Raw genomic sequence first — 18,378 nt, 5'->3', positions numbered from 1 at the left:
AGCGCCGACCGCAACACCCGCGCCCGAGCAGGAGCGCCGCCCGCCCCGGCGGGCTCCCGCGTCACTCCGCGCCGAAGGCGGCCCTGAGCTTGGCGAAGGCGGCGTCGGTGCCCTGCAGCGCGCGGTCGATCTCCGCGTCCGTATGGGCGGCCGACAGGAACCAGTTGTGCCACGGGTGGAGGTAGACGCCCTCGTCCAGGCAGGCTCCGGCCCAGTGGATGGCCTTCTCCAGGGTCGCGTCGCCCTCGAAGGACAGCCACGGCACCTGCACCGGCCCGGTCTGGTTCACCACGAACCCGTGGGAGGCCGCCTGCGCCGCCAGCCCTTCCCGCAGGCGGGAGCCCGCGCGGTGCATGAGCGCCACGCCGTCGGTCTCGCGGAGGATCTCGATCGTCGCCTTGGCCGCGGCCATCGCGGTGGCGGAGAACCAGAACGACCCGGTCGAGTAGAGCGACTGGGCCGCGCCGCGCAGCGCGTCGGCGCCCGTGACCGCGGCGATGGGGAAGCCGTTGGCCATGGCCTTGCTCCAGGCCGTCAGGTCGGGCCGGACGCCGAGCGGCTCCCAGGAACCCCGCAGGTCCAGCCGCCACCCGGCCCGCACGTCGTCGATGACGAGGGCCGCGCCGAGCCGGTCGGCCAGGGCGCGGATCCCGGTGGCGAAGGCCGCCTCGGCCAGTTCCTGGTCCTCGAACGAGTCGTGCTTGAACGGCGTGACGAGGATGGCGGCGACGTCTCCCTCCGCCTGGGCCGCGGCGGCCTCGGCGGACTCGAGGTCGTTGTAGGTGAACTCGATGGAGTCGGCGCGCTGGTTGGGGGTCACCCCGGACAGGCCGGGAGTGCACCACGGGTCCGCGCCGTGGTAGGCGCCGTGGGCCACCAGCACCTTGGTCCGGCCGGTCGCGGCCCTGGCCACCATGAGGGCCTGTGTGGTGGCGTCGGTGCCGTTCTTGGAGAACATCGCCCAGTCGGCCGACGGGATGAGGTCGACCAGCAACTCCGCCAGCTCCACCATCACGGGGCCGGGGCCGTTGAGGCAGTCGCCGGAAGCCTGCTGGGCGGCGGCGGCCGCCTCCACCCGGGGGTTGCGGTGGCCCACGATCATCGGGCCCCAGCTGCACATGAGGTCCACGTACTCGCGGCCGTCTGCGTCCCACTGCCGCGCGCCTTCCGCCCTGACGAAGAACTGCGGGTACTTGTCACCGTGCAGGGCCGCGTTGAGGTGGCCGTACATGCCACCGGGGATGACCTTGGCGGCGCGTTCCCGCAGTGAGGCGTCGCCGGGGATCTCGGGCATGGGTTCTCCTGTTCGAAGTCGTCGATGTGGGGCCCGCCTCCCGCTGGGCCCGGCACGCGCGGTCCGCGCCGTACGGCCCGCGAGAAAGGGGGGCCGGTACGGCGTGCCTAATCGGTGACGGGGCCGTCGAGTCCGGCGTCGGAGCCCAGGCCGCCGGCCACCCGGGCGGCGACGGCCGTGCCCAGTCTGGCGGCTCCCACGACGTCGCGGCCGGCGAGCAGCCCGGTGGCGAAGCCCGCGCAGTAGGCGTCGCCGCAGCCGGTCGTGTCCACCACCGGCACGTCGAGCGCGGGGATCCGCGTGTGCCCGGACTCGGTGGCGACCAGGCTGCCCTCGGCGCCCAGCGTGACGAGCACGCCCCGGAGCCCCTGGCGGAGCAGCGCGGCGGCGGCCTCCTCGGCGGTGGCCGCCCCGGTCAGCATGAGCGCCTGCTCCTCGTTGGGCAGCAGGTAGTCGACGTGGGGCAGGAACGCCATGACACCCGGCATGAGATCGGGCATGTTGGACAGCAGGTCCATGGTGACGACGGCGCCGTTCTCGCGGACCTTGTCCAGGAGCGCGAAGAACGCGGGATCGTGCAGCCCCCAGGTGACGTCCATGCCGCCGAGGTGCACGATCTTCGCGCCGGTGATCCGTTCCTGGTCCAGATCGGCCACGGAGAACCCGAGGTTGGCTCCCGGGACGTGGAAGGAGGGCCGCCCGCCGTCCGGCCTGATGGGGAGGATGGAGGCCGCCGTCTGCTCCCCCGGCTTGCGGACGATCCCGCCGACGTCGACGCCACGCCGTTCCATGATCATGATGAGGAAGTCGCCGAGCTCGTCGTCGCCCACCGCGCCCAGGGACGCCACGGGAACGCCGATCTTGGCGAGGTCTACCGCGGTGCCGGCGGCGGCGCCCGCCGCGGTGATGCGGATCTGCTCCAGCAGATGCGTGTCCTGACCGGCCGGAATGGACTCCACCGGGCGCGCCAGGACGTCCACGATGTGGACGCCAACCGTGACAACCGTCATGTGCGGATAATAGACGGGCGTCCGACTAAAATGTCAACGGGAAGGGGGCGCCGGAATGCCCAAGATTGTTGACCATGAGGAGCGTCGCGGCGAGGTCGTCGCGGCCGCCCGCAGGATCATCCTCCGCGACGGCATCGAGGCCGCGACCACCCGGGCCATCGCGAAGGAGGCCGGATACTCCAACGGGGTGCTCACCCACTACTTCGCCGACAAGGACGACATCCTCGTCTCCGCTCTGGAAACGTCGCACCGCCGGATCGCCGGGCGGCTCGCGGACAAGCTGTCCGGCCTCGGCGGCCTCGCGGCGCTCCGGGAGGTGCTGCTCGACAACGTCCCGCTCGACGACGACCGGGTCCAGGAGACCGGCCTCGAAATCGGGTTCTGGGGCCGCAGCCTGACCAGCCCCGGCCTCCTGGAGGTCCAGCGGCGGGAGGCCGCCGAGCTGCGCTACCTGGTGGTCAGTCTGCTCCAGTCGGCGGCCGAGGCAGGAGAGATCCGGACGGACGAGGACCTCGAAGACGTCGCCGAGCGGCTGCTCGCGCTCGTCGACGGGCTGAGCGTGCACCGGCTGCTCTACCCGGGAAGGGTGACCGCCGCTCGCCTCGAACGGCTCATCCTGCGCGAGCTCGACCACCTCGGCCCGTAAACCGCGGGCAGGGCGACCGCCGACCGGCCCGAACGGCTCATCCCGCGCGAGCTCGACCAGTTCACCCTGTGCGAGCTCGACCAGTTCAGCCCGTAAGCACCGGCCGAGGCGACCGCCGGCCGAGCCGGGATGCCGACGCCGGGCCCCGGCTCCGGCGCTACGCGTCGCGGTGGGACTCGTACCGCATCGTCCGCGACACTCCGAGGCGCACAGTCGTGCCGGGAGGGATCGCCACGTGCTCGTTCGGCGGGATGTCGTAGAAGTTGGGGTCGCCGGGCGGCTGGATCTGGGTGCCGTTCACCGACTCCAGATCGATGAGCGTGACGTCCCAGTTGTCCAGCGCGACCCGCAGGTGCCGCCGTGAGACCGAGCCGTCGGGGCTGGTCACCCGCGCCGGGCGGGCCTCGCCGGACTGCACCTCCGGCGCCCGCTCGGGGTCGCGCCCCAGCACGTAGTCGGTCTCCAGCGGCAGCGTCATCCCGTCGTCCAGCAGCAGCACGCCGAGCGACGGGCGGGGCCCCTTGTACGGCACCACCGAGCGCTGGTCGATCGGGATGCCGCAGACCGCGCAGTACGGCGCGCGCGGGTCGTTGAAGTGGTCGTTCTTGCAGTCGACGCCGTACACCATGGGCCGGGGCTCAAGGTCGGGGGTGGCGTCGAGCTGGGTGGCCTCCCCCGGGTCATCGTCGCCGGCGGACCGGAACGGCTCGAACGGCGTGCCGCCCGTGCCCCCGGAGCCGCCCGAGCCACGCCCGTCGTCCCGGCGCTGCGGGCCGTCGTCGGCCGGGCCCGAAGCCGGGCGGGGGTCCGCCAGCGGCGGGGACGCGTGCGGGGCCGACGATCCGGAGATCGGGCCCGGCACCTGCTCCGACGGCGGCGCGGGCGGCGGGACGGGGAACGGGTCGGAGGAGGGCCCAGCAGACGGGCTGGAAGACGGACCAGTGGACGGCAGAGGAGGCGCGGGGGGAAGCGGTGGCACGCCCGACGACGGCGGCAGCGGCTGCGACGACTGGGATCCCGGCGCTTGTGACCCCAGCGGCTGAGAACCCGACGGGCCGGACGGCGGGAGCGGCTGCGGGCCGGGACCGGGCATCGGCTGAGACACGTGCGGCGGCGCGGAGTCACGGGGCGGACCCGCCGGGGGCATCGGCGGCAGAGGCGGCAACGGGGGCGGCGGCACGACCGGCCCGCGCGCGGCGATCGGCTCCGGCGGCCCCGCCGGAGGGAGCCGCGGCGCCTGGTGCTGCGCCGGCGGGCGCAGTGGCGGAGGCAGGAAGGCCACGTCGCCGGCCTGGGTGAAGTCGCACTCGACGCCCGCTCCGGCCACGACGCCACCGTCCAACCGGGAATACGGGCTTGACGGCCCCGCCCCGGGAAGGCGCAGCTCGATCCTGGCCACGGGACCGTTGACCAGCCGGTCGGTCCAGGTCAGGGCGTCACGCCCGCTGAGGTGGACATCGCCGTCGGGGCCGCCGGACACGGTCGCGGTCGCGGCGCCGCTGACCAGCACCGCGACACCGCCTCCCGCCGGGCCGGCGATCGCGCAGGCCACCGGCTCCCCCGCGCCCGGGCCGTCCATGGCTCGCGCGAGGACCTGGGCCGCCCGGCGCGCCAGCGCACGCCCGTCCCCGCCGGTCGCCGCGGTCTCGCGGAGCGCTCCCAGCAGCTCCTCGACCAGTGGACCGGCTGCGCACACCACCAGCAAGCCGTTCAGATGGGCGACGACGCCTTCACCCGGCAGCGGGCGGACCACCCCCACGCCCTGTTCCGTCACAGAACTCTCCCTCCCGGAAACGCCACCGGACGACCGCATTGATCACCACAGAACGTAGCAAAAAGAACGGTAGACGGCGTTCCGGAGTCGACGCCACCCGGCCGTACAGCCTGGAACGCAGGGTGGCGTTCAACGTCACCGGCACCTGACGGGCTCGCCACTTCACACTCCTGATCAGTTCACGAGAACACTAGCTCCAGGCGACCCGGAAGACGAGTGCGACAAAAAGGGTGCGGCAAAAGAAGGGGGCCGGGCCGTTCAGACACCGGAGAACATGCGGTTGACGTCGGCCGTGGCCAGCACACCGTAGATCTCGCCGCCGCGCTCGACCAGTAGGTACTCCCCCGATGGCGTGCCGCGCATGGCGTCCAGCAGCGACTCGCCCTCCAGGTCGGCGCCGAGGACCAGGGAGGGCTCCAGGGTCCGGGCCAGGGAGCCGACGTTGACCCACGGCCTGCGCTGCTCGGGGGTGGCGTTGATGGCGGCCTCGTTGACGATGCCGACGGGCCGCCCGTCGTGGTCGACCACCACCATGGCGCCCGCGCCCGCGTCGTTCGCGCGCCGCAGCGCCTCCGACAGCGGGACCTCGGCGGTGACCGGGAGCGCCCTTCTGGCGAGCAGTCGCGCGCGGAGCTGCGGCAGCCGGGCGCGGACCCGGGCCACCCTGAGCGACTGGGACGCCCCCATCCAGATGAAGGACGCCAGCACGACCAGCCAGAGAGTGTCCCAGGAGGGATCCTGCCCCGCCATCAGGTTCAGCATCAGGGGGATCACGACCACGGCGACCGCCACTCCGCGTCCCACCCAGGCGGCGGCCACGGTTCCCGTGGTGGAGTCGCGGGTGATCTTCCAGACTCCGGCCCTGAGCATCCGGCCGCCGTCGAGCGGCAGGCCGGGCAGCAGGTTGAAGATGCCGACGATGAGGTTCGAGGACCACAGCTGCAGGACCAGCACGGCGACGATGCCCTCGGACGGGAGATACCGCGACACCAGGTAGCCGATCCCCGCGAGCCCCAGCGAGACCAGCGGCCCGGCGAAGGCCACGTTGAACTCGCGTCCCGCCGTCTCCGGCTCGCGCTCGATCTCGGAGACCCCGCCGAGCAGGTAGAGGGTGATGCGGCGCACCGGGAGACCGTAGTGCTTGGCGACCACGCAGTGGGCCAGCTCGTGCAGGAGGACCGAGAGGTAGAGGAGGACGGCGAAGGCCAGGGCGACCGCGTAAGTGGCGGCCTCGCTGTAGCCGGGCAGCCTCCCCGCGAAGACCTTCTGGAAGCTGATCGTGATGAAGGCCGCCACGATGAGCCACGTCGGCGAGACGTATACGGGGATGCCGAACGGACGCCCCACCCGCAGCCCCGGGGATCCGTTGACAGGTGTGCTCATGATGGCCGCCTTCCCTCCTTGACCTCGATGCTACGCGCCACGAGGTGAGATCAGCCTAAGAGCTCGCGGGCGACCGGCGAACCGCCGCCGCCCGGGGCACGGCCGGGCGCGTTCTGTCGCCCCGGTGTCCTACAGTGCGGGCATGACCCTCGCCGAAGAGCGCGCGATCATCGGCGCCCTTTCCCCCTCTCGTGCCGGTGATTTCATGACCTGCCCGCTGCTCTACCGGTTCAGGGTGATCGACCAGCTTCCCGAGCGGCCCTCCCCCGCGGCGGTCCGCGGCACGCTCGTCCACGCCGTGCTGGAGCGGCTGTACGACTTGCCAGCCGAGGCGCGGACGGTCGCGGCGGCGCAGGGCCTGCTGGAGCCGCAGTGGGAGCGGCTGCTGGCCGAGGAGCCGGAGTACGCCGGGCTCTTCACCGCCGACGAGGAGCGCGACGCGTGGCTCGGGCAGGCCCGGGGGATGGTCGAGCGCTACTTCACGCTGGAGGACCCGCAGCGGCTGGAGCCCGCCGAGCGGGAGATGTACGTGGAGGCCGTGCTCGACAGTGGCCTGCTGCTGCGCGGCTACATCGACCGGCTCGACGTGGCCCCCACCGGCGAGGTCCGGGTCGTCGACTACAAGACGGGCACGGCGCCGCGGCGCGACTTCGAGGCCAAGGCGCTGTTCCAGATGAAGTTCTACGCGCTGGCCCTGTGGCGGGTGAACGGGACCGTGCCGCGGATGCTCCAGCTCATGTACCTGGGCAATGGGGAGATCGTCCGGTACGTCCCGGACGAGGCCGACCTGCGGGCCACCGAGCGGAAGGTCGAGGCCCTGTGGGTGGCGATCGAGCGCGCGATCCGCACCAAGGAGTGGCGCCACCGGCCCTCGCGCCTGTGCGACTGGTGCGACCACCAGGCGCTGTGCCCCGAGTTCGGGGGCACTCCCCCGCCCGTCCCGGACCGCGAGCCCGGAATGTCGCCGCGCGTCTCGAGGAGGTCCGCCACGGATGAGCTGTGAAGACGTGTGAGCTGTGAAGACCCGCGGCGGGTGCGGTCTCATCCGATCGAATGAGCGGGATATCCGTCGCGAGCAGGGTGGTGTGATCCTGTGACGACCTAAATTTGATACGTGCGCACCACCCTCGGCGATTACCGGTCCTGGCTCCGAGCTCATCCCTTCATCGGTGACCTGATCCTCGCGGTGGTGCTGACGACCGGCTCGTCGGCGCTGATCCTGCTCACGAGCCCCGAGACGCTGGCCCGCTGGCAGGACGTCCCACAGCTGGACCTCCGGCCTTCGGACGCCCTGAACGTCCTCCTGGCGGCGCTGTGCACCATGGCGGTGGCGTTGCGGCGGCGCTGGCCGTTCGTGCTGCTCGTGCTGACCGGAGTCCCGCAGTGGGCGCTCGACGCGCTCAGCTACAACAGCGGCTTCAGCGAGATCGCCGGGCTCGTCCTGCTCTATACGGTGGCCGCCTATCGAGGGCTGGCGCTGAGCCTGGCCGGCCTCACCATCTGCGCCGCCCAGTACGGCATCAGCGTCGCCCTGGGGGCGGGCCCGCTGTCGTGGGCCGACCACCTCGTGGTAGCCGTGGTGATCATGCTCTGCTGGGTCAGCGGCCGGAGCGTCCGGCTGCGCCGGGCGTACCTGGCGGAGCTGGTCCATCGGGCCGACCGGCTTGAGCGGGCGAGGGAGGCCGACACGCGGGCGGCCCGGGCCGAGGAGCGCTCCCGCATCGCCCGCGAGCTGCACGACGTGGTCGCGCACCATGTCAGCGTGATGACCGTGCAGGCCTCGGCGGCCCGCAAGATGCTCGACAGCAACCCGGATGTCGCGCGCGACGCGCTGACCGCGATCGAGGAGATGGGCCGCACGGCCATGGCCGAGATGCGCAACATCGTCGGGGTGCTCCGGACCGACGGCCCCGCCGAGCGGGGGCCGCAGCCGGGCATGAGCGACCTTCCGACGCTCGTCGAGCAGATGCGGGAGGCCGGCCTGCGGACCCAGCTCTGGATCGAGGGCGAGCACCAGGGCCTGCCTCCGGGGGTGGACCTCGCGGCCTATCGCCTGGTCCAGGAGGCCCTGACCAACAGCCTCCGGCACGCCGGTCCCGCCGCCCGCGCCTGGGTGACCGTACGGCAGGAGCCGAGCGAGCTGACGGTTCACGTCGAGGACGACGGGCGGGGCGCGGCGGCGGAGCTGGGGCGGGCCACCGGCACCGGGCACGGCCTGGTGGGCATCCGGGAGCGTGTGGCGCTCTATGGTGGAGTCCTGCGGATCGGCCCCCGGAGCGGGGGCGGGTTCGAGGTCCGGGCCCGGTTCCCCCTCAAGGACAGACCATGACGACCAGGGTGATCCCCTCCACCCCTCCCCCGCTGGGGACGGCATCTCTCTCGGGCGGATCATGACGATCCGCGTCCTGCTGGTCGACGACCAGCCACTGCTGCGCACGGGGTTCCGGTTCATCCTGGAGGCCGAGCGGGACGTCACGGTCGTCGGTGAGGCCGGAGACGGCTCGATGGCGATGGACCAGTCGCGGGCGCTCTTGCCGGACGTGGTGCTCATGGACATCCGCATGCCGGGGATGGACGGCATCGAGGCGACTCGGCGCATCGTCCGGGAGGCCCCGGCGAGCGCGCACGTTCCGAAGGTGCTCGTGCTGACCACGTTCGACCTGGACGAGTACATCGTGGAGGCCCTGCGGGCCGGGGCGAGCGGGTTCCTGCTGAAGGACGTGCCGCCGGACGATCTCGTGCAGGCCATCCGGGTGGTGGCGGCGGGCGACGCGATCGTCGCGCCGAGCGTGACCCGGCGGCTGCTGGACAGGTTCGCGACTCGGCTGCCCTCCGCCCAGCAACAGGCGACCCCGGCCCGGCTGGACCGGCTCACCGAGCGTGAGCTGGAGGTCCTGCGCCTGATCGCCAAGGGTATGTCGAACGCGGAGATCGCCGCGGAGCTGGTGGTGAGCGAGACGACGGTCAAGACCCACGTGGGCAACGTGCTGACGAAGCTCGCGCTGCGCGACCGGGTGCAGGCGGTCGTTCTCGCCTACGAGACCGGCCTGATCACCCCCGGCGCCTTGCCGTAAACGCAGCGCTCTCCCTTAGCGAAATTCCACGCGGCGATCGGTGGAGATCGCCCCGAGTTCCGCCCCGATCACCCGCTCGGCTGGCACCGCCGCCGGATCCTCGTCCGAGTGGTGTTCGAGCACGTCATCGACAGTCTCGTGCGTGCATGGCTCGGGCTATGAGCGGATCGCCGCCGCCTGCTCAGATCGCACCCTCCGTCGCCGGCTGAAGGCGTGGGGGCGCGCCGGGGCCGAACGGAGTTCGCGTCGCCGCGCTGCGTGCGTTCGAGCCTCTCAGCGTTACCACCTGCCCGCCCCCTGCCCGCCCTCGGTGTGGGCTATTGAGCAAGCACTTGACGCGTCAAGAGTTGCCGCAGCAACTTTTGATCCGTCAATCCTTGACGCGTCAAGGATCTATGTGGTTGTCTTCAAGTAGTTCGAATGCCGCCAAGGCATCCGACCCCCCTCAGGAGTTGACATGTTCTCCACGAAATCCCCCAAGGCCGCATCCACCCTCGCGCCCAAGCGGCGCAGGATGGTCGGAGCCATGACCGGCCTCGCCGTCGCCGCCGCCCTGACCGCCACAGCCATCCCGGCCGGGGCCCAGAGCCATGGATCGCACGGCGCCTCGTCACAGTCGTCACCGGCGTCGCAGCCGTCCAACCGCCACCCGCTGTCGCCAAGGCAGGTCATGGCGGCGTACTACGCCAGCTACAACGGCGACCTCGCCGCCGGCTTCGACCGCTATATCTCGAAGAACCTGGTGCTCCACGGGTTCAACGGCCCCGAAAAGCGCGAGGACTGGATCAAGGGTGACCTCAATATCAAGCAGGGGCTCACCGGTTTCAGGCTGGACGTGCTGGACCAGATCGTGCAAGGCAACAAGGTCGTCACACGCTGGATCTTGGGGGGCACCCATACGGGGACGATCTTCGGAATCCCTGCGTCCGGCCGCGTGGTGCGCCTCAGTGGCATCTCCATCGACCGCGTGGTAGGAGGCCAGTCCGTCGAACACTGGTCAGAGGGGAACTTCGGCAGGTTCCTCGCCGAACTCCGCGGTGAGACCCCTCCCGTCCAGGTCACCCCCGCCGCCCAGTAGCGCTGCGCGGCTGCGTCCGCCGGTCGCCATGACCTGGGCATGAGCCTAGGCCGCCGTCCAGGTCGAGCAGCAACGTCGTATCGTCGTCCGTGCCCGTGGTCCTCTGATGATCAAGCTGCCCAGAGAACAGCAATGATCACTCATGGTCACGGGCACTCTGCGTCACCGGCCGCGGTCGGCGCCAACCGCTAGACCGCCGGCGGTACGGCTCCCGCAGACCGTCTGGGCGGACGGGGGCGGGAGCCGTACCGGCGGACGAAGATCTTTCCGGGGCTGTCAGCCCGCCGACGCGGCGGGGGCGGCCGTGGCCTCCGAGGCGGGGGCGTTCTCGGGGAAATGGCAGGCGACCTGGTGGCCGGGGGCGAGGAACTCCAGCGGCGGCTCGACCGTCTTGCAGATCTCCTGCGCCTTCCAGCAGCGGGTGTGGAACCGGCAGGCGGGCGGGGGGTTGAGCGGAGAGGGCACGTCGCCCTGGAGGCGGATACGCTCGCGCTGCGTGCGCCGCTTGGGGTCCGGGATCGGGACGGCCGACAGCAGCGCGGTCGTGTACGGGTGCATCGGCGACTCGTACAGCTTCTTGCGGTCTGCCAGCTCGACGATCTTGCCGAGGTACATGACCGCGACCCGGTCGCTGATGTGCCGGACCACCGACAGGTCGTGCGCGATCACCACGTAGGTGAGGTCGAGCTCGTTCTGCAGGTCCTCCAGGAGGTTGACCACCTGGGCCTGGATCGACACGTCGAGCGCGGAGACCGGCTCGTCGGCGATGATGAGCTTCGGCTTGAGCGCCAGCGTCCGGGCGATGCCGATGCGCTGCCGCTGGCCGCCGGAGAACTCGTGCGGGTAGCGGTTGTAGTGCTCCGGGTTGAGGCCCACCAGCTCCAGGATCTCCTGGACGGCCTTCTTAGTGCCGTGCTCGGTCTTGATCCCCTGGATCCGGAACGGCGCGCCGACGATGGCGCCGACCGTGTGCCGGGGGTTGAGCGAGCTGTAGGGGTCCTGGAAGATCATCTGGACGTCGCGGCGGAGCGGGCGCATCCTGCCCTGCGACAGGTGCGTGACGTCGTGACCCTCGAAGACGATCTTCCCGCCCGTCGGCTCGATGAGCCGGGTGATCAGACGGCCGGTCGTCGTCTTGCCGCAGCCCGACTCCCCCACCAGGCCGAGGGTCTCGCCCTTGAGGACGTCGAAGCTGACGCCGTCGACGGCCTTGACCGCTCCGACCTGCCGCTGGAGCAGGCCCTTGGTGACCGGGAAGTGCTTCTTCAGCCCCTGAACGGACAGCAACGGCTCACCGGTTCGCTCGCTGAGCTCACTCACGACGCGGCCTCCAGGTTCGGCTTGATCTCGTTCTCCCAGATGGCCCGCCGCAGGTCACGCGGCATGTGACAGCGGACCAGGTGGCCGCCCTCGGTCTCCAGCAGCTCGGGCACCTCGGTTTTCGCCCGGCCCTCGGTGCGGTCCTCGAACGCGCAGCGCGGGTGGAAGGCGCAGCCGCTCGGCACGTTGATCAGCGAGGGCGGTGAGCCCTTGATCGGCAGGAGCCGTTCGGTCGGCTCACGGTCGAGGCGTGGCATGGACCCCAGCAAACCCCAGGTGTACGGGTGCTCGGGCCGTTCGAAGATGTCCTCGGTCGTGCCGTACTCGATGCACTTGCCGCCGTACATGACCAGGATGTCGTCGGACAGCTCGGCGACGACGCCGAGGTCGTGCGTGATGATGATCAGCGCGGCGTTGAAGTCGCGCTGGAGGTCGCGCATCAGGTCGAGGATCTGCGCCTGCACGGTCACGTCGAGCGCCGTGGTCGGCTCGTCCGCGATCAGCAGTTCGGGGTCGCAGCTCAGCGCCATCGCGATCATCGCGCGCTGCCGCATGCCGCCGGAGAACTCGTGCGGATAGCTGTCCACCCGCCGGTCCGGCTGCGGGATGCCCACCCGGCCCAGCAGGTCGATCGCGTGCTTGCGCGCGACCTTCTTGCTGACGTCGTTGTGGATGCGGTACGCCTCGACGATCTGCTGGCCGACCGTGTAGAAGGGGTGCATCGAGGACAGCGGATCCTGGAAGATCATCGCCATCTTCTTGCCGCGCAGCGTCCGCACGTGCTCCGCGCTCGCGCTGACGAGTTCCTCGCCGTCGAGCCAGATCTCGCCGCTGATCCGGGCCCGGCCGCCCTTGTGCAGGCCGAGGATGCCGAGCGACGTGACGCTCTTGCCCGAGCCCGACTCGCCGACGATGCCGAGCGTCTTTCCCCGCTCCAGCGAGAAGGACAGCCCGTCGACCGACTTGACCAGGCCGTCGTCGGTCGGGAAGTGGATGCGCAGGTCCTTCAGTTCGAGAAAGCTCATGACAGCCTCACTCTCGGGTCGACCACCGCGTAGAGGAGGTCCACGATCAGGCTCGCGAAGACCACGAAGAAGGCCGCGAGCATTGTCACGCCCATGACCTTCGGGAGGTCGTTGGCGATGATCGCATCGATGGCGTACTTGCCGATGCCGGGCAGGGAGAACGTGCTCTCCGTCAGCACCGCGCCACCGAGGAGGAGCCCGAAGTCGAGGCCGAAGATCGTGATGATGGGGGTGAGCGCGGCGCGCAGGCCGTGCCTCACGACCACGGACCGCTCCGGCAGGCCCTTCGCCCGGGCCGTGCGGATGTAGTCCTCGCCCATGGTCTCCAGCATCCCGGCGCGCGTGAGCCGCGCGTATCCGGCGGCGTAGAGGAACGCCAGGGTGATCCAGGGGAGTAGCAGATTGTACGCCCAAGTCGCCGGGTTCTGCTCGAACGGCGTGTACGTGCTGCCCGGAGCCGTGACCCGGAAGGGGTTCCCGTAGCTGAACACCACGAGCGACACGAGGCCGGTGAAGAAGATGGGCAGGGAGACCCCGGCGAGCGCGACGCTCATGGCGGCCCGGTCGAAGAAGCTGCCCCGCTTGAGGGCGGACAGCACGCCGGTGGCCACGCCCGCGATCAGCCAGATCACGGCCGCGCCGATCGCGAGGGACGCGGTGACCGGCAGCCGGTCGAGCATGTCGGGCCAGACCGGAAGGCGGCTGAGGAACGAGTACCCGAAGCAGGGTGCGGAGCAGTGCTCCACCCCGGCGCCGTAATCGTAGTCGGCGCCGACGAATATGGCCTTCACCCACCGGCCGTACTGCACGATCACCGGGTCAAGGAAGCCCAGCCTCTGCGCGGCGACCTGGGCCATCTCCGCCGACGCGGTCCGCCCGACGTAACGGGTGGCCATGTCCACGGGGGTGGCTCCCGCCCAGCGGGGGACCACGAAGAAGATGGAGAACGTGACCATGCTGACGACCGCGAGCATGACCACGGCGCCGATCAGGCGCCGGATGAGATAAGTGACCACTGTGCCCCCGGCTCCGGGGGCCGGCCGATCGGGCCGGCCCCCTTAGCCTCGCTCGGTTGGTTGTTACTGGACGCCGAGCGCCAGGTAGTCGTACAGGCCGTAGGCGTCGTTGACGAACACGTTCGTCAGGCCCTTGCCGCGGACCGTCAGAGCCTTGGCCCAGACGGCGGGCAGGACGTACGAGTCCTCCATGACCTTCTTGTCGACCTCGGCCCAGACGCCGTTGCGGGCGGTGGCGTCGGCGGTCGTCATCGCCTTGTCGATGAGGGCGTCGACGGCCGGGTCCTTGACGCTCATGTTGTAGTTGCCGGCCTCGCGAATCGTCCGGCTGTCCACGATCTGCGACAGGAAGCCGAAGCCGTCGTTCCAGTCGGCGCCCCAGCCGTTGGCGGCGAGGCCGATGTTGTTCTCCTTGTTGAAGGAGGGCTTGCCGGCGTACAGCGCGAAGTAGTCACCGGCGGGGTAACCCTTCAGCGTCAGCTTGATGCCGACCCGGGCGAGGGCCTGCTGCAGAGCCTCACCGGCCTGCTTCTCCTTGGGCCGGTCGGCGCGGTAGGCCGCGTTGATCGCGAAGCCGTTCGGCTGGCCGCAGGCGGTCAGCGCCTCCTTGGCCTTGGCCACGTCACCGTGGTTGTCGGCCCCGGCCGGGTACAGGTTGAAGTCCTGGTGGCCGGCGATCGACGGCGGCATGAGGCTGGTGGCGATGTCGCCACCGGCGAACGGGCCGTTGTAGGCGGTCTGCAGGGCGACCTTGTCCGCGGCGAACTGGATCGCCTTGCGGCAGTCGAGGTTGTCCAGCGGCTTGACGTCGCCGATGATCGACCAGTACCAGGTGCGGGCCGCGGTCGGGTTGTCGGAGCGGGCCTTCAGCGCCGGGTCGCCGAGGACCCGGCTGAGAGCGGCGGGCTGGACGCCGGTGCCGGCGAGGTCGACCTGGACGTCACCGCTGATCAGCCGGTTGTCGAGGTCGTCCGCGTTGGCCTTGGCCTCGATCTCGTAACCGTCCGGCAGCGCCTTGCGAATCTGGTCGGTCGCCTGGTCCCAGTTGGGGTTGCGGACCAGGCTGTAGCCCTTGCCCGCCTCCGCCGACTTGAACATGTACGGGCCGGTCGCGACCACGTGCTCGCGGTACTTGACGCCGGTGTCCTTGGCCTGCGGGACCGGGATCGTCCCGGGCAGCGCGGCGAAGTTGTCGAAGCCCGCGTAGCCCTTCTTGAGGTGGAAGACGATCGTCTGGTCGTCGGGCGTCTCGATGGCCGAGTCGGTCTTGACGTCGGGGGTCTTGTAGACGCTGACGAAGTCCTTGGGGAGGTCGAGCCAGTCGTTGAAGTACGTCGGGCCGTTGGGGAAGGTCTTCTTGTCCAGCGAGCGCAGCACGGCGTACTTGACGTCCGCAGACTTGACCGGGGTGCCGTCCTCGAACTTGACGCCCGTGCGCAGCTTGTAGGTCCAGGTCTTGTTGTCGTCACTCGCCTGGCCGAGGCTCTCGGCGAGGTCGGGGACGACCTGGTTGCCCTCCTGGCCCGGGGCCGGCTTGTAGGTGACCAGCGAACGGCCGTAGACGCGGAGGAAGTCCCACGCGAAGCCGTAGTAGGTGTCCGCCGGGTCGACCGAGTCGAAGTCGTCCGAGATGGCGAACTTGATGACGCCGCCCTTCTTGTCCGACGGGTTGAACACCTTGCCGATGCCCGCGTTGAACGCGTCCGCGGCGGCCGGGGCGGCGGCCTCGCCGGTGCTGCCACCGCTCGGCGACGTGGACGTGGAACCGCCACCACACGCGGCGACACCGAGCAGTAAAGCGCCGCTCAGCGTTGCGACGACCAACGATCTTCTTGTCATTCTCGTTTATCCCTTTGTTGTGAGGAGCCGGGGGTGTTGTGAGGAGCCGGGGGTTGCCGGGGCTACTGGAACTACCGGGAGGACCTCGGGTCGAGTGCGTCCCTCAATCCGTCACCGAACAGGTTGAACGCCAGCACGGTGAGGAAGATCGCCATTCCGGGGAAGAACATGAAGTGCGGCACCGTGTAGAAGTGCACCGCGTCCGACAGCATGCCGCCCCAGGTCGCGGTCGGCGGCCGGATGCCGACGCCGAGGAAGGACAGCGCCGCCTCGAACAGCACGTTCGTGGGGATCAGCAGCGTCGAGTAGATGAGGATCGGCGCCACGAGGTTGGGCAGGATCTCGCGGAACAGAATGTACGGCCCGCGCGCTCCGAGGCTCCGCGCCGCGTCGACGAACTCACGCTCTCGCAGTGACAGCGTCTGACCTCGAATGATGCGCCCGATGTACGGCCAGCTGAAGAACCCGATGATGAACACCAGCAGCACGATCCGCAGCGTGTCCCCTTCCAGGCCGAACGCCTTGTCGGGGATGACCCCGGCCAGCGCGATGGCGAAGACGAGAAGCGGGAAGGCGAGGAAGACGTCCATCGCCCGGCTGATGATCATGTCGGTCCAGCCGCCGAAGTATCCGGCCACGACGCCGAGCACGGTGCCGATGACCACCGACAGCATGGTGGCGAAGAAGGCGATGAGCAGAGAGATGCGGGCTCCGTAGACCACCCGGCTGAACAGGTCGCGGCCGTTGACGGGCTCGACACCGAACAGGAAGTCCTTGTTGATGCCGCCCCAGCTCGCCTTGGGCCCCATGGTCTCCGGGTTGATCATGTCCTGGTGGAACTCGTTCGGCGGGTGGCCGAGCAGGCCCGTGATCACCGGAGCGAAGATCGCCACCAGGATCAGGAAGATCACGAATATCGCGCCCGCCATGGCGACCTTGTCGCGCTTGAGGCGCATCCACGCGATCTGACCGAGCGAACGGCCCTGAATGGCCTTGGCGCCCCCCGCTCCTTCTACGACGGCTTCCGGAGCGGCCTGCAACTCCGTGCCGGAAACGTCCAGCGGCGCGGTCATGGAACCTCCTTCAATGGCCCCACGACGCGGGTGCTGTGCCTGTTGATGACCTTGCTTCGCGCGGCCATGGGTGTCGGCCCCCTGGATCCCAGACGACATTGTGCGCGGGGCCCTACCGGTCGTACGGCCCCTCTGAAACGCACAATGTATGCGCTGAGCTGGGATGACCAGTACTCCAGGGCTCCCTGTGGCTCAACTGTGATTCACGCGAAACTCATTCGTGTTGATCTTGAAAAGTTTGTCGGAGTCCCGTACGGGTTGTGTCGCGGAACTGTGACATTGCACTGGCGGGTAACTTACATCCCAGACTCTGAGATTTCAGGAGATGCCGCGCCGCTTCAGGATCGCCTCGATGTCGGAGAAATCGTCGGTCGCGGCGTTGCCCGCGGACTGCTCGACCGGCTTGGCCGCGGCCGGCTTGTCCCCCTTCTCGGACCGGCCTGGCCTTCCCGCCGCGCCGCCGGACGAGCCGGACGCGCCCGGCTGCGCCGTACCGGCCGTGCCGCCCGTGCTTCCCGTGCCGGCCGTACGGGCCCGGGAGAGGGCGCGGCCGCGCAGGGCGCCTGAGACGAAGAAGAGCAGGGCCGACAGCCCGGCGAGGGCGACACCGGCCCAGACCACCGGCGACAGGACCAGGCCCGTGACGAAGCCGACGAGGCTGGAGCCGATGTTCCACAGCGTCCGGTGGACCCCGGTGAGGTAGGCGGCCAGCGGCAGCAGCGACCAGGCGGTGGCGCGAAGGCCGGCCGCCGCTCCCCTGCGGCGGAAGGCCAGGTAGCTGAGCGCGATCCCGACGGCCGTCAGCCCGGCGCAGAGCGGCAGCCAGGTGATCTGGTCAAATGTCATGACGGGCTCCTCAACGCGGCGTACTTCCATCCTGGCACGCGCGGAGCCCGCCCACGCTCCCTATCCGGCCGTGATCATGCGCACGTTCCCGCGGACCCCGCCCGACCAGCGCACCCCCCGGCCGTGATCATGCACAGGTTCCCGCGCAGCGGCCCCCGCCTGCGCGAACGCCAGACGTGATCAGGCGATCAGCGAGCGGAGCAGGTTGACGTCCACGTCCAGCAGCGACGGCATGACGAGCCGTCCCATGGCCGGGGCGATGGGGACCACGCTCGGCACGGCCACCACCCGGCAGCCCGCCGCCGTCGCCGACTCGACGCCGTTCGGTGAGTCCTCCAGTACGGCGCAGCGCGCCGGATCGACCGACAGCAGGCCGGCCGCAGTGAGGTACGGCTCGGGGTGGGGCTTGGTGCACGTGACGTCGTCCGCTGTGACGATCACCTCGAAGAACTCCCGGCCGATGCTTTTCAGCACCGCGTCGGCGATCACCCGCAGCGACGAGGTGACCAGCGCCGTCCGGACGCCGTGGTCGCCGAGGCTGCGCAGCAGCTCCAGGGCTCCGGGCATGGGCGTGACCCCGCCCGCGAGCCTGCTCTCCATGCCGTCGACCAGCCACTCCCCCACGATGGCCGGATCCACGTCGGTCTCGGTCAGCGCCAGCATGTAGGCGACGGTCCGCTCCCAGGACCCCCCCACGAGCTGCTCCTGGTGCTCCGGCCCCCACGATCCGCCGAGACGCGTGACGACCTCGGCCTCCACCTCGAACCACACCTGCTCGGTGTCCACGAGCAACCCGTCCATGTCGAACAGCACCGCGTCCACGTGACCCCTTCCCCCGGCGAGCGCCCCACGATAAGAGGGGGGACCAACATGGTAGAGGCCGGCCCGGAACGCGCATTCGGCGGGAGCCGGGTAGCGGCCCCCGCCGCAGCGCGCCCCGGCGGGTCAGACGTTGAAGTACGTCAGACGTTGAAGTACGTCAGACGTTGAAGTACGTCAG

16 protein-coding genes and 1 pseudogene are annotated in these 18,378 nt (G+C 70.2%); 6 read left to right on the top strand and 11 right to left on the bottom strand.

Annotation, left to right across the window (positions count from 1 at the left end):
* Positions 1 to 61: 61 nt before the first annotated feature.
* Together N5079_RS33055 and N5079_RS33050 are read right to left on the bottom strand one after the other, a co-directional pair.
* Positions 62 to 1,294 carry an aminotransferase class III-fold pyridoxal phosphate-dependent enzyme gene (locus N5079_RS33055; protein WP_261588140.1) on the bottom strand — a complete coding sequence of 411 codons (1,233 nt, stop codon included), beginning with the start codon at positions 1,292 to 1,294 and terminating at the stop codon, positions 62 to 64.
* 107 nt (positions 1,295 to 1,401) lie between these two features.
* Positions 1,402 to 2,304 carry a carbohydrate kinase family protein gene (locus tag N5079_RS33050; protein WP_261588139.1) on the bottom strand — a complete coding sequence of 301 codons (903 nt, stop codon included), beginning with the start codon at positions 2,302 to 2,304 and terminating at the stop codon, positions 1,402 to 1,404.
* A gap of 55 nt (positions 2,305 to 2,359) precedes the next feature.
* Here N5079_RS33050 and N5079_RS33045 point away from each other — a divergent pair, with 55 nt between their 5' ends.
* Positions 2,360 to 2,950, top strand: a complete 591-nt coding sequence (locus tag N5079_RS33045; RefSeq protein ID WP_261588138.1) for a TetR/AcrR family transcriptional regulator — start codon at positions 2,360 to 2,362, stop codon at positions 2,948 to 2,950.
* Between the two features lie 157 nt (positions 2,951 to 3,107).
* Here N5079_RS33045 and N5079_RS33040 read toward each other — a convergent pair whose 3' ends face one another.
* Together N5079_RS33040 and N5079_RS33035 are read right to left on the bottom strand one after the other, a co-directional pair.
* Positions 3,108 to 4,724, bottom strand: a complete 1,617-nt coding sequence (locus N5079_RS33040) for an FHA domain-containing protein (RefSeq protein WP_261588137.1) — start codon at positions 4,722 to 4,724, stop codon at positions 3,108 to 3,110.
* Positions 4,725 to 4,982: 258 nt separating this feature from the next.
* A complete protein-coding gene (locus N5079_RS33035) occupies positions 4,983 to 6,107 on the bottom strand; it encodes a site-2 protease family protein (protein WP_261588136.1) in 1,125 nt (374 codons plus the stop codon).
* A 142-nt stretch (positions 6,108 to 6,249) separates the two neighbouring features.
* Here N5079_RS33035 and N5079_RS33030 point away from each other — a divergent pair, with 142 nt between their 5' ends.
* The 5 genes and pseudogenes from N5079_RS33030 to N5079_RS33010 all read left to right on the top strand — a co-directional run bounded on the left by N5079_RS33030 (position 6,250) and on the right by N5079_RS33010 (position 10,259).
* Entirely contained in the window at positions 6,250 to 7,110 is an 861-nt protein-coding gene (locus N5079_RS33030) for a RecB family exonuclease (protein ID WP_261588135.1), read from the top strand.
* A 111-nt stretch (positions 7,111 to 7,221) separates the two neighbouring features.
* A complete protein-coding gene (locus tag N5079_RS33025) occupies positions 7,222 to 8,436 on the top strand; it encodes a sensor histidine kinase (protein ID WP_261588134.1) in 1,215 nt (404 codons plus the stop codon).
* Between the two features lie 61 nt (positions 8,437 to 8,497).
* On the top strand, positions 8,498 to 9,181 hold the full coding sequence (locus tag N5079_RS33020) for a response regulator (protein WP_261588133.1): 684 nt from the start codon (positions 8,498 to 8,500) through the stop codon (positions 9,179 to 9,181).
* A gap of 36 nt (positions 9,182 to 9,217) precedes the next feature.
* Positions 9,218 to 9,410 (top strand): annotated as a pseudogene (locus N5079_RS33015) (IS5/IS1182 family transposase); the annotation flags it as partial.
* Positions 9,411 to 9,638: 228 nt separating this feature from the next.
* The gene (locus N5079_RS33010; RefSeq protein WP_261588132.1) at positions 9,639 to 10,259 is read left to right on the top strand and encodes an ester cyclase; all 621 of its coding nucleotides are present in this window, start codon (positions 9,639 to 9,641) and stop codon (positions 10,257 to 10,259) included.
* A gap of 276 nt (positions 10,260 to 10,535) precedes the next feature.
* On the opposite strand, the gene N5079_RS33005 is transcribed toward N5079_RS33010, so the two are convergent.
* The 7 genes from N5079_RS33005 to N5079_RS32975 all read right to left on the bottom strand — a co-directional run bounded on the left by N5079_RS33005 (position 10,536) and on the right by N5079_RS32975 (position 18,200).
* A complete protein-coding gene (locus tag N5079_RS33005; protein ID WP_261588130.1) occupies positions 10,536 to 11,579 on the bottom strand; it encodes an ABC transporter ATP-binding protein in 1,044 nt (347 codons plus the stop codon).
* Positions 11,576 to 12,604: an ABC transporter ATP-binding protein gene (locus N5079_RS33000; RefSeq protein ID WP_261588129.1), complete on the bottom strand. Its 1,029-nt coding sequence runs from the start codon at positions 12,602 to 12,604 to the stop codon at positions 11,576 to 11,578. Before N5079_RS33000 ends, N5079_RS33005 begins: the two co-directional genes overlap by 4 nt.
* Positions 12,601 to 13,620 carry an ABC transporter permease gene (locus N5079_RS32995; RefSeq protein WP_261588127.1) on the bottom strand — a complete coding sequence of 340 codons (1,020 nt, stop codon included), beginning with the start codon at positions 13,618 to 13,620 and terminating at the stop codon, positions 12,601 to 12,603. Before N5079_RS32995 ends, N5079_RS33000 begins: the two co-directional genes overlap by 4 nt.
* A 63-nt stretch (positions 13,621 to 13,683) precedes the next feature.
* Positions 13,684 to 15,459, bottom strand: a complete 1,776-nt coding sequence (locus tag N5079_RS32990) for an ABC transporter substrate-binding protein (protein WP_261588126.1) — start codon at positions 15,457 to 15,459, stop codon at positions 13,684 to 13,686.
* A gap of 71 nt (positions 15,460 to 15,530) precedes the next feature.
* Positions 15,531 to 16,532 (bottom strand): ABC transporter permease, encoded by a 1,002-nt coding sequence (locus N5079_RS32985; RefSeq protein WP_261588125.1) that lies wholly within the window; start codon positions 16,530 to 16,532, stop codon positions 15,531 to 15,533.
* 318 nt (positions 16,533 to 16,850) lie between these two features.
* Positions 16,851 to 17,378 carry a cellulose synthase gene (locus N5079_RS32980; RefSeq protein WP_261588124.1) on the bottom strand — a complete coding sequence of 176 codons (528 nt, stop codon included), beginning with the start codon at positions 17,376 to 17,378 and terminating at the stop codon, positions 16,851 to 16,853.
* A 180-nt stretch (positions 17,379 to 17,558) separates the two neighbouring features.
* On the bottom strand, positions 17,559 to 18,200 hold the full coding sequence (locus tag N5079_RS32975; RefSeq protein WP_261588123.1) for an HAD family hydrolase: 642 nt from the start codon (positions 18,198 to 18,200) through the stop codon (positions 17,559 to 17,561).
* Positions 18,201 to 18,378: the final 178 nt, after the last annotated feature.

The sequence above is a fragment of the Planotetraspora sp. A-T 1434 genome (genome assembly GCF_025420585.1).
GTDB lineage: Bacteria > Actinomycetota > Actinomycetes > Streptosporangiales > Streptosporangiaceae > JAOEGB01.
Note: the sequence above shows the minus strand (reverse complement) of the source record. Positions and strands in the feature narration are given on the sequence as shown.

Excerpts from the sequence above, each read along its gene's own strand:
- N5079_RS32985 (WP_261588125.1), bottom strand. The coding sequence starts at position 16,532 with ATGACCGCGCCGCTGGACGTTTCCGGCACGGAGTTGCAGGCCGCTCCG.
- N5079_RS33050 (WP_261588139.1), bottom strand. The coding sequence starts at position 2,304 with ATGACGGTTGTCACGGTTGGCGTCCACATCGTGGACGTCCTGGCGCGC.
- N5079_RS33000 (WP_261588129.1), bottom strand. The coding sequence starts at position 12,604 with ATGAGCTTTCTCGAACTGAAGGACCTGCGCATCCACTTCCCGACCGAC.
- N5079_RS33055 (WP_261588140.1), bottom strand. The coding sequence starts at position 1,294 with ATGCCCGAGATCCCCGGCGACGCCTCACTGCGGGAACGCGCCGCCAAG.
- N5079_RS33035 (WP_261588136.1), bottom strand. The coding sequence starts at position 6,107 with ATGAGCACACCTGTCAACGGATCCCCGGGGCTGCGGGTGGGGCGTCCG.
- N5079_RS33020 (WP_261588133.1), top strand. The coding sequence starts at position 8,498 with ATGACGATCCGCGTCCTGCTGGTCGACGACCAGCCACTGCTGCGCACG.
- N5079_RS33045 (WP_261588138.1), top strand. The coding sequence starts at position 2,360 with ATGCCCAAGATTGTTGACCATGAGGAGCGTCGCGGCGAGGTCGTCGCG.
- N5079_RS33010 (WP_261588132.1), top strand. The coding sequence starts at position 9,639 with ATGTTCTCCACGAAATCCCCCAAGGCCGCATCCACCCTCGCGCCCAAG.
- N5079_RS32980 (WP_261588124.1), bottom strand. The coding sequence starts at position 17,378 with ATGACATTTGACCAGATCACCTGGCTGCCGCTCTGCGCCGGGCTGACG.
- N5079_RS33030 (WP_261588135.1), top strand. The coding sequence starts at position 6,250 with ATGACCCTCGCCGAAGAGCGCGCGATCATCGGCGCCCTTTCCCCCTCT.
- N5079_RS32990 (WP_261588126.1), bottom strand. The coding sequence starts at position 15,459 with ATGACAAGAAGATCGTTGGTCGTCGCAACGCTGAGCGGCGCTTTACTG.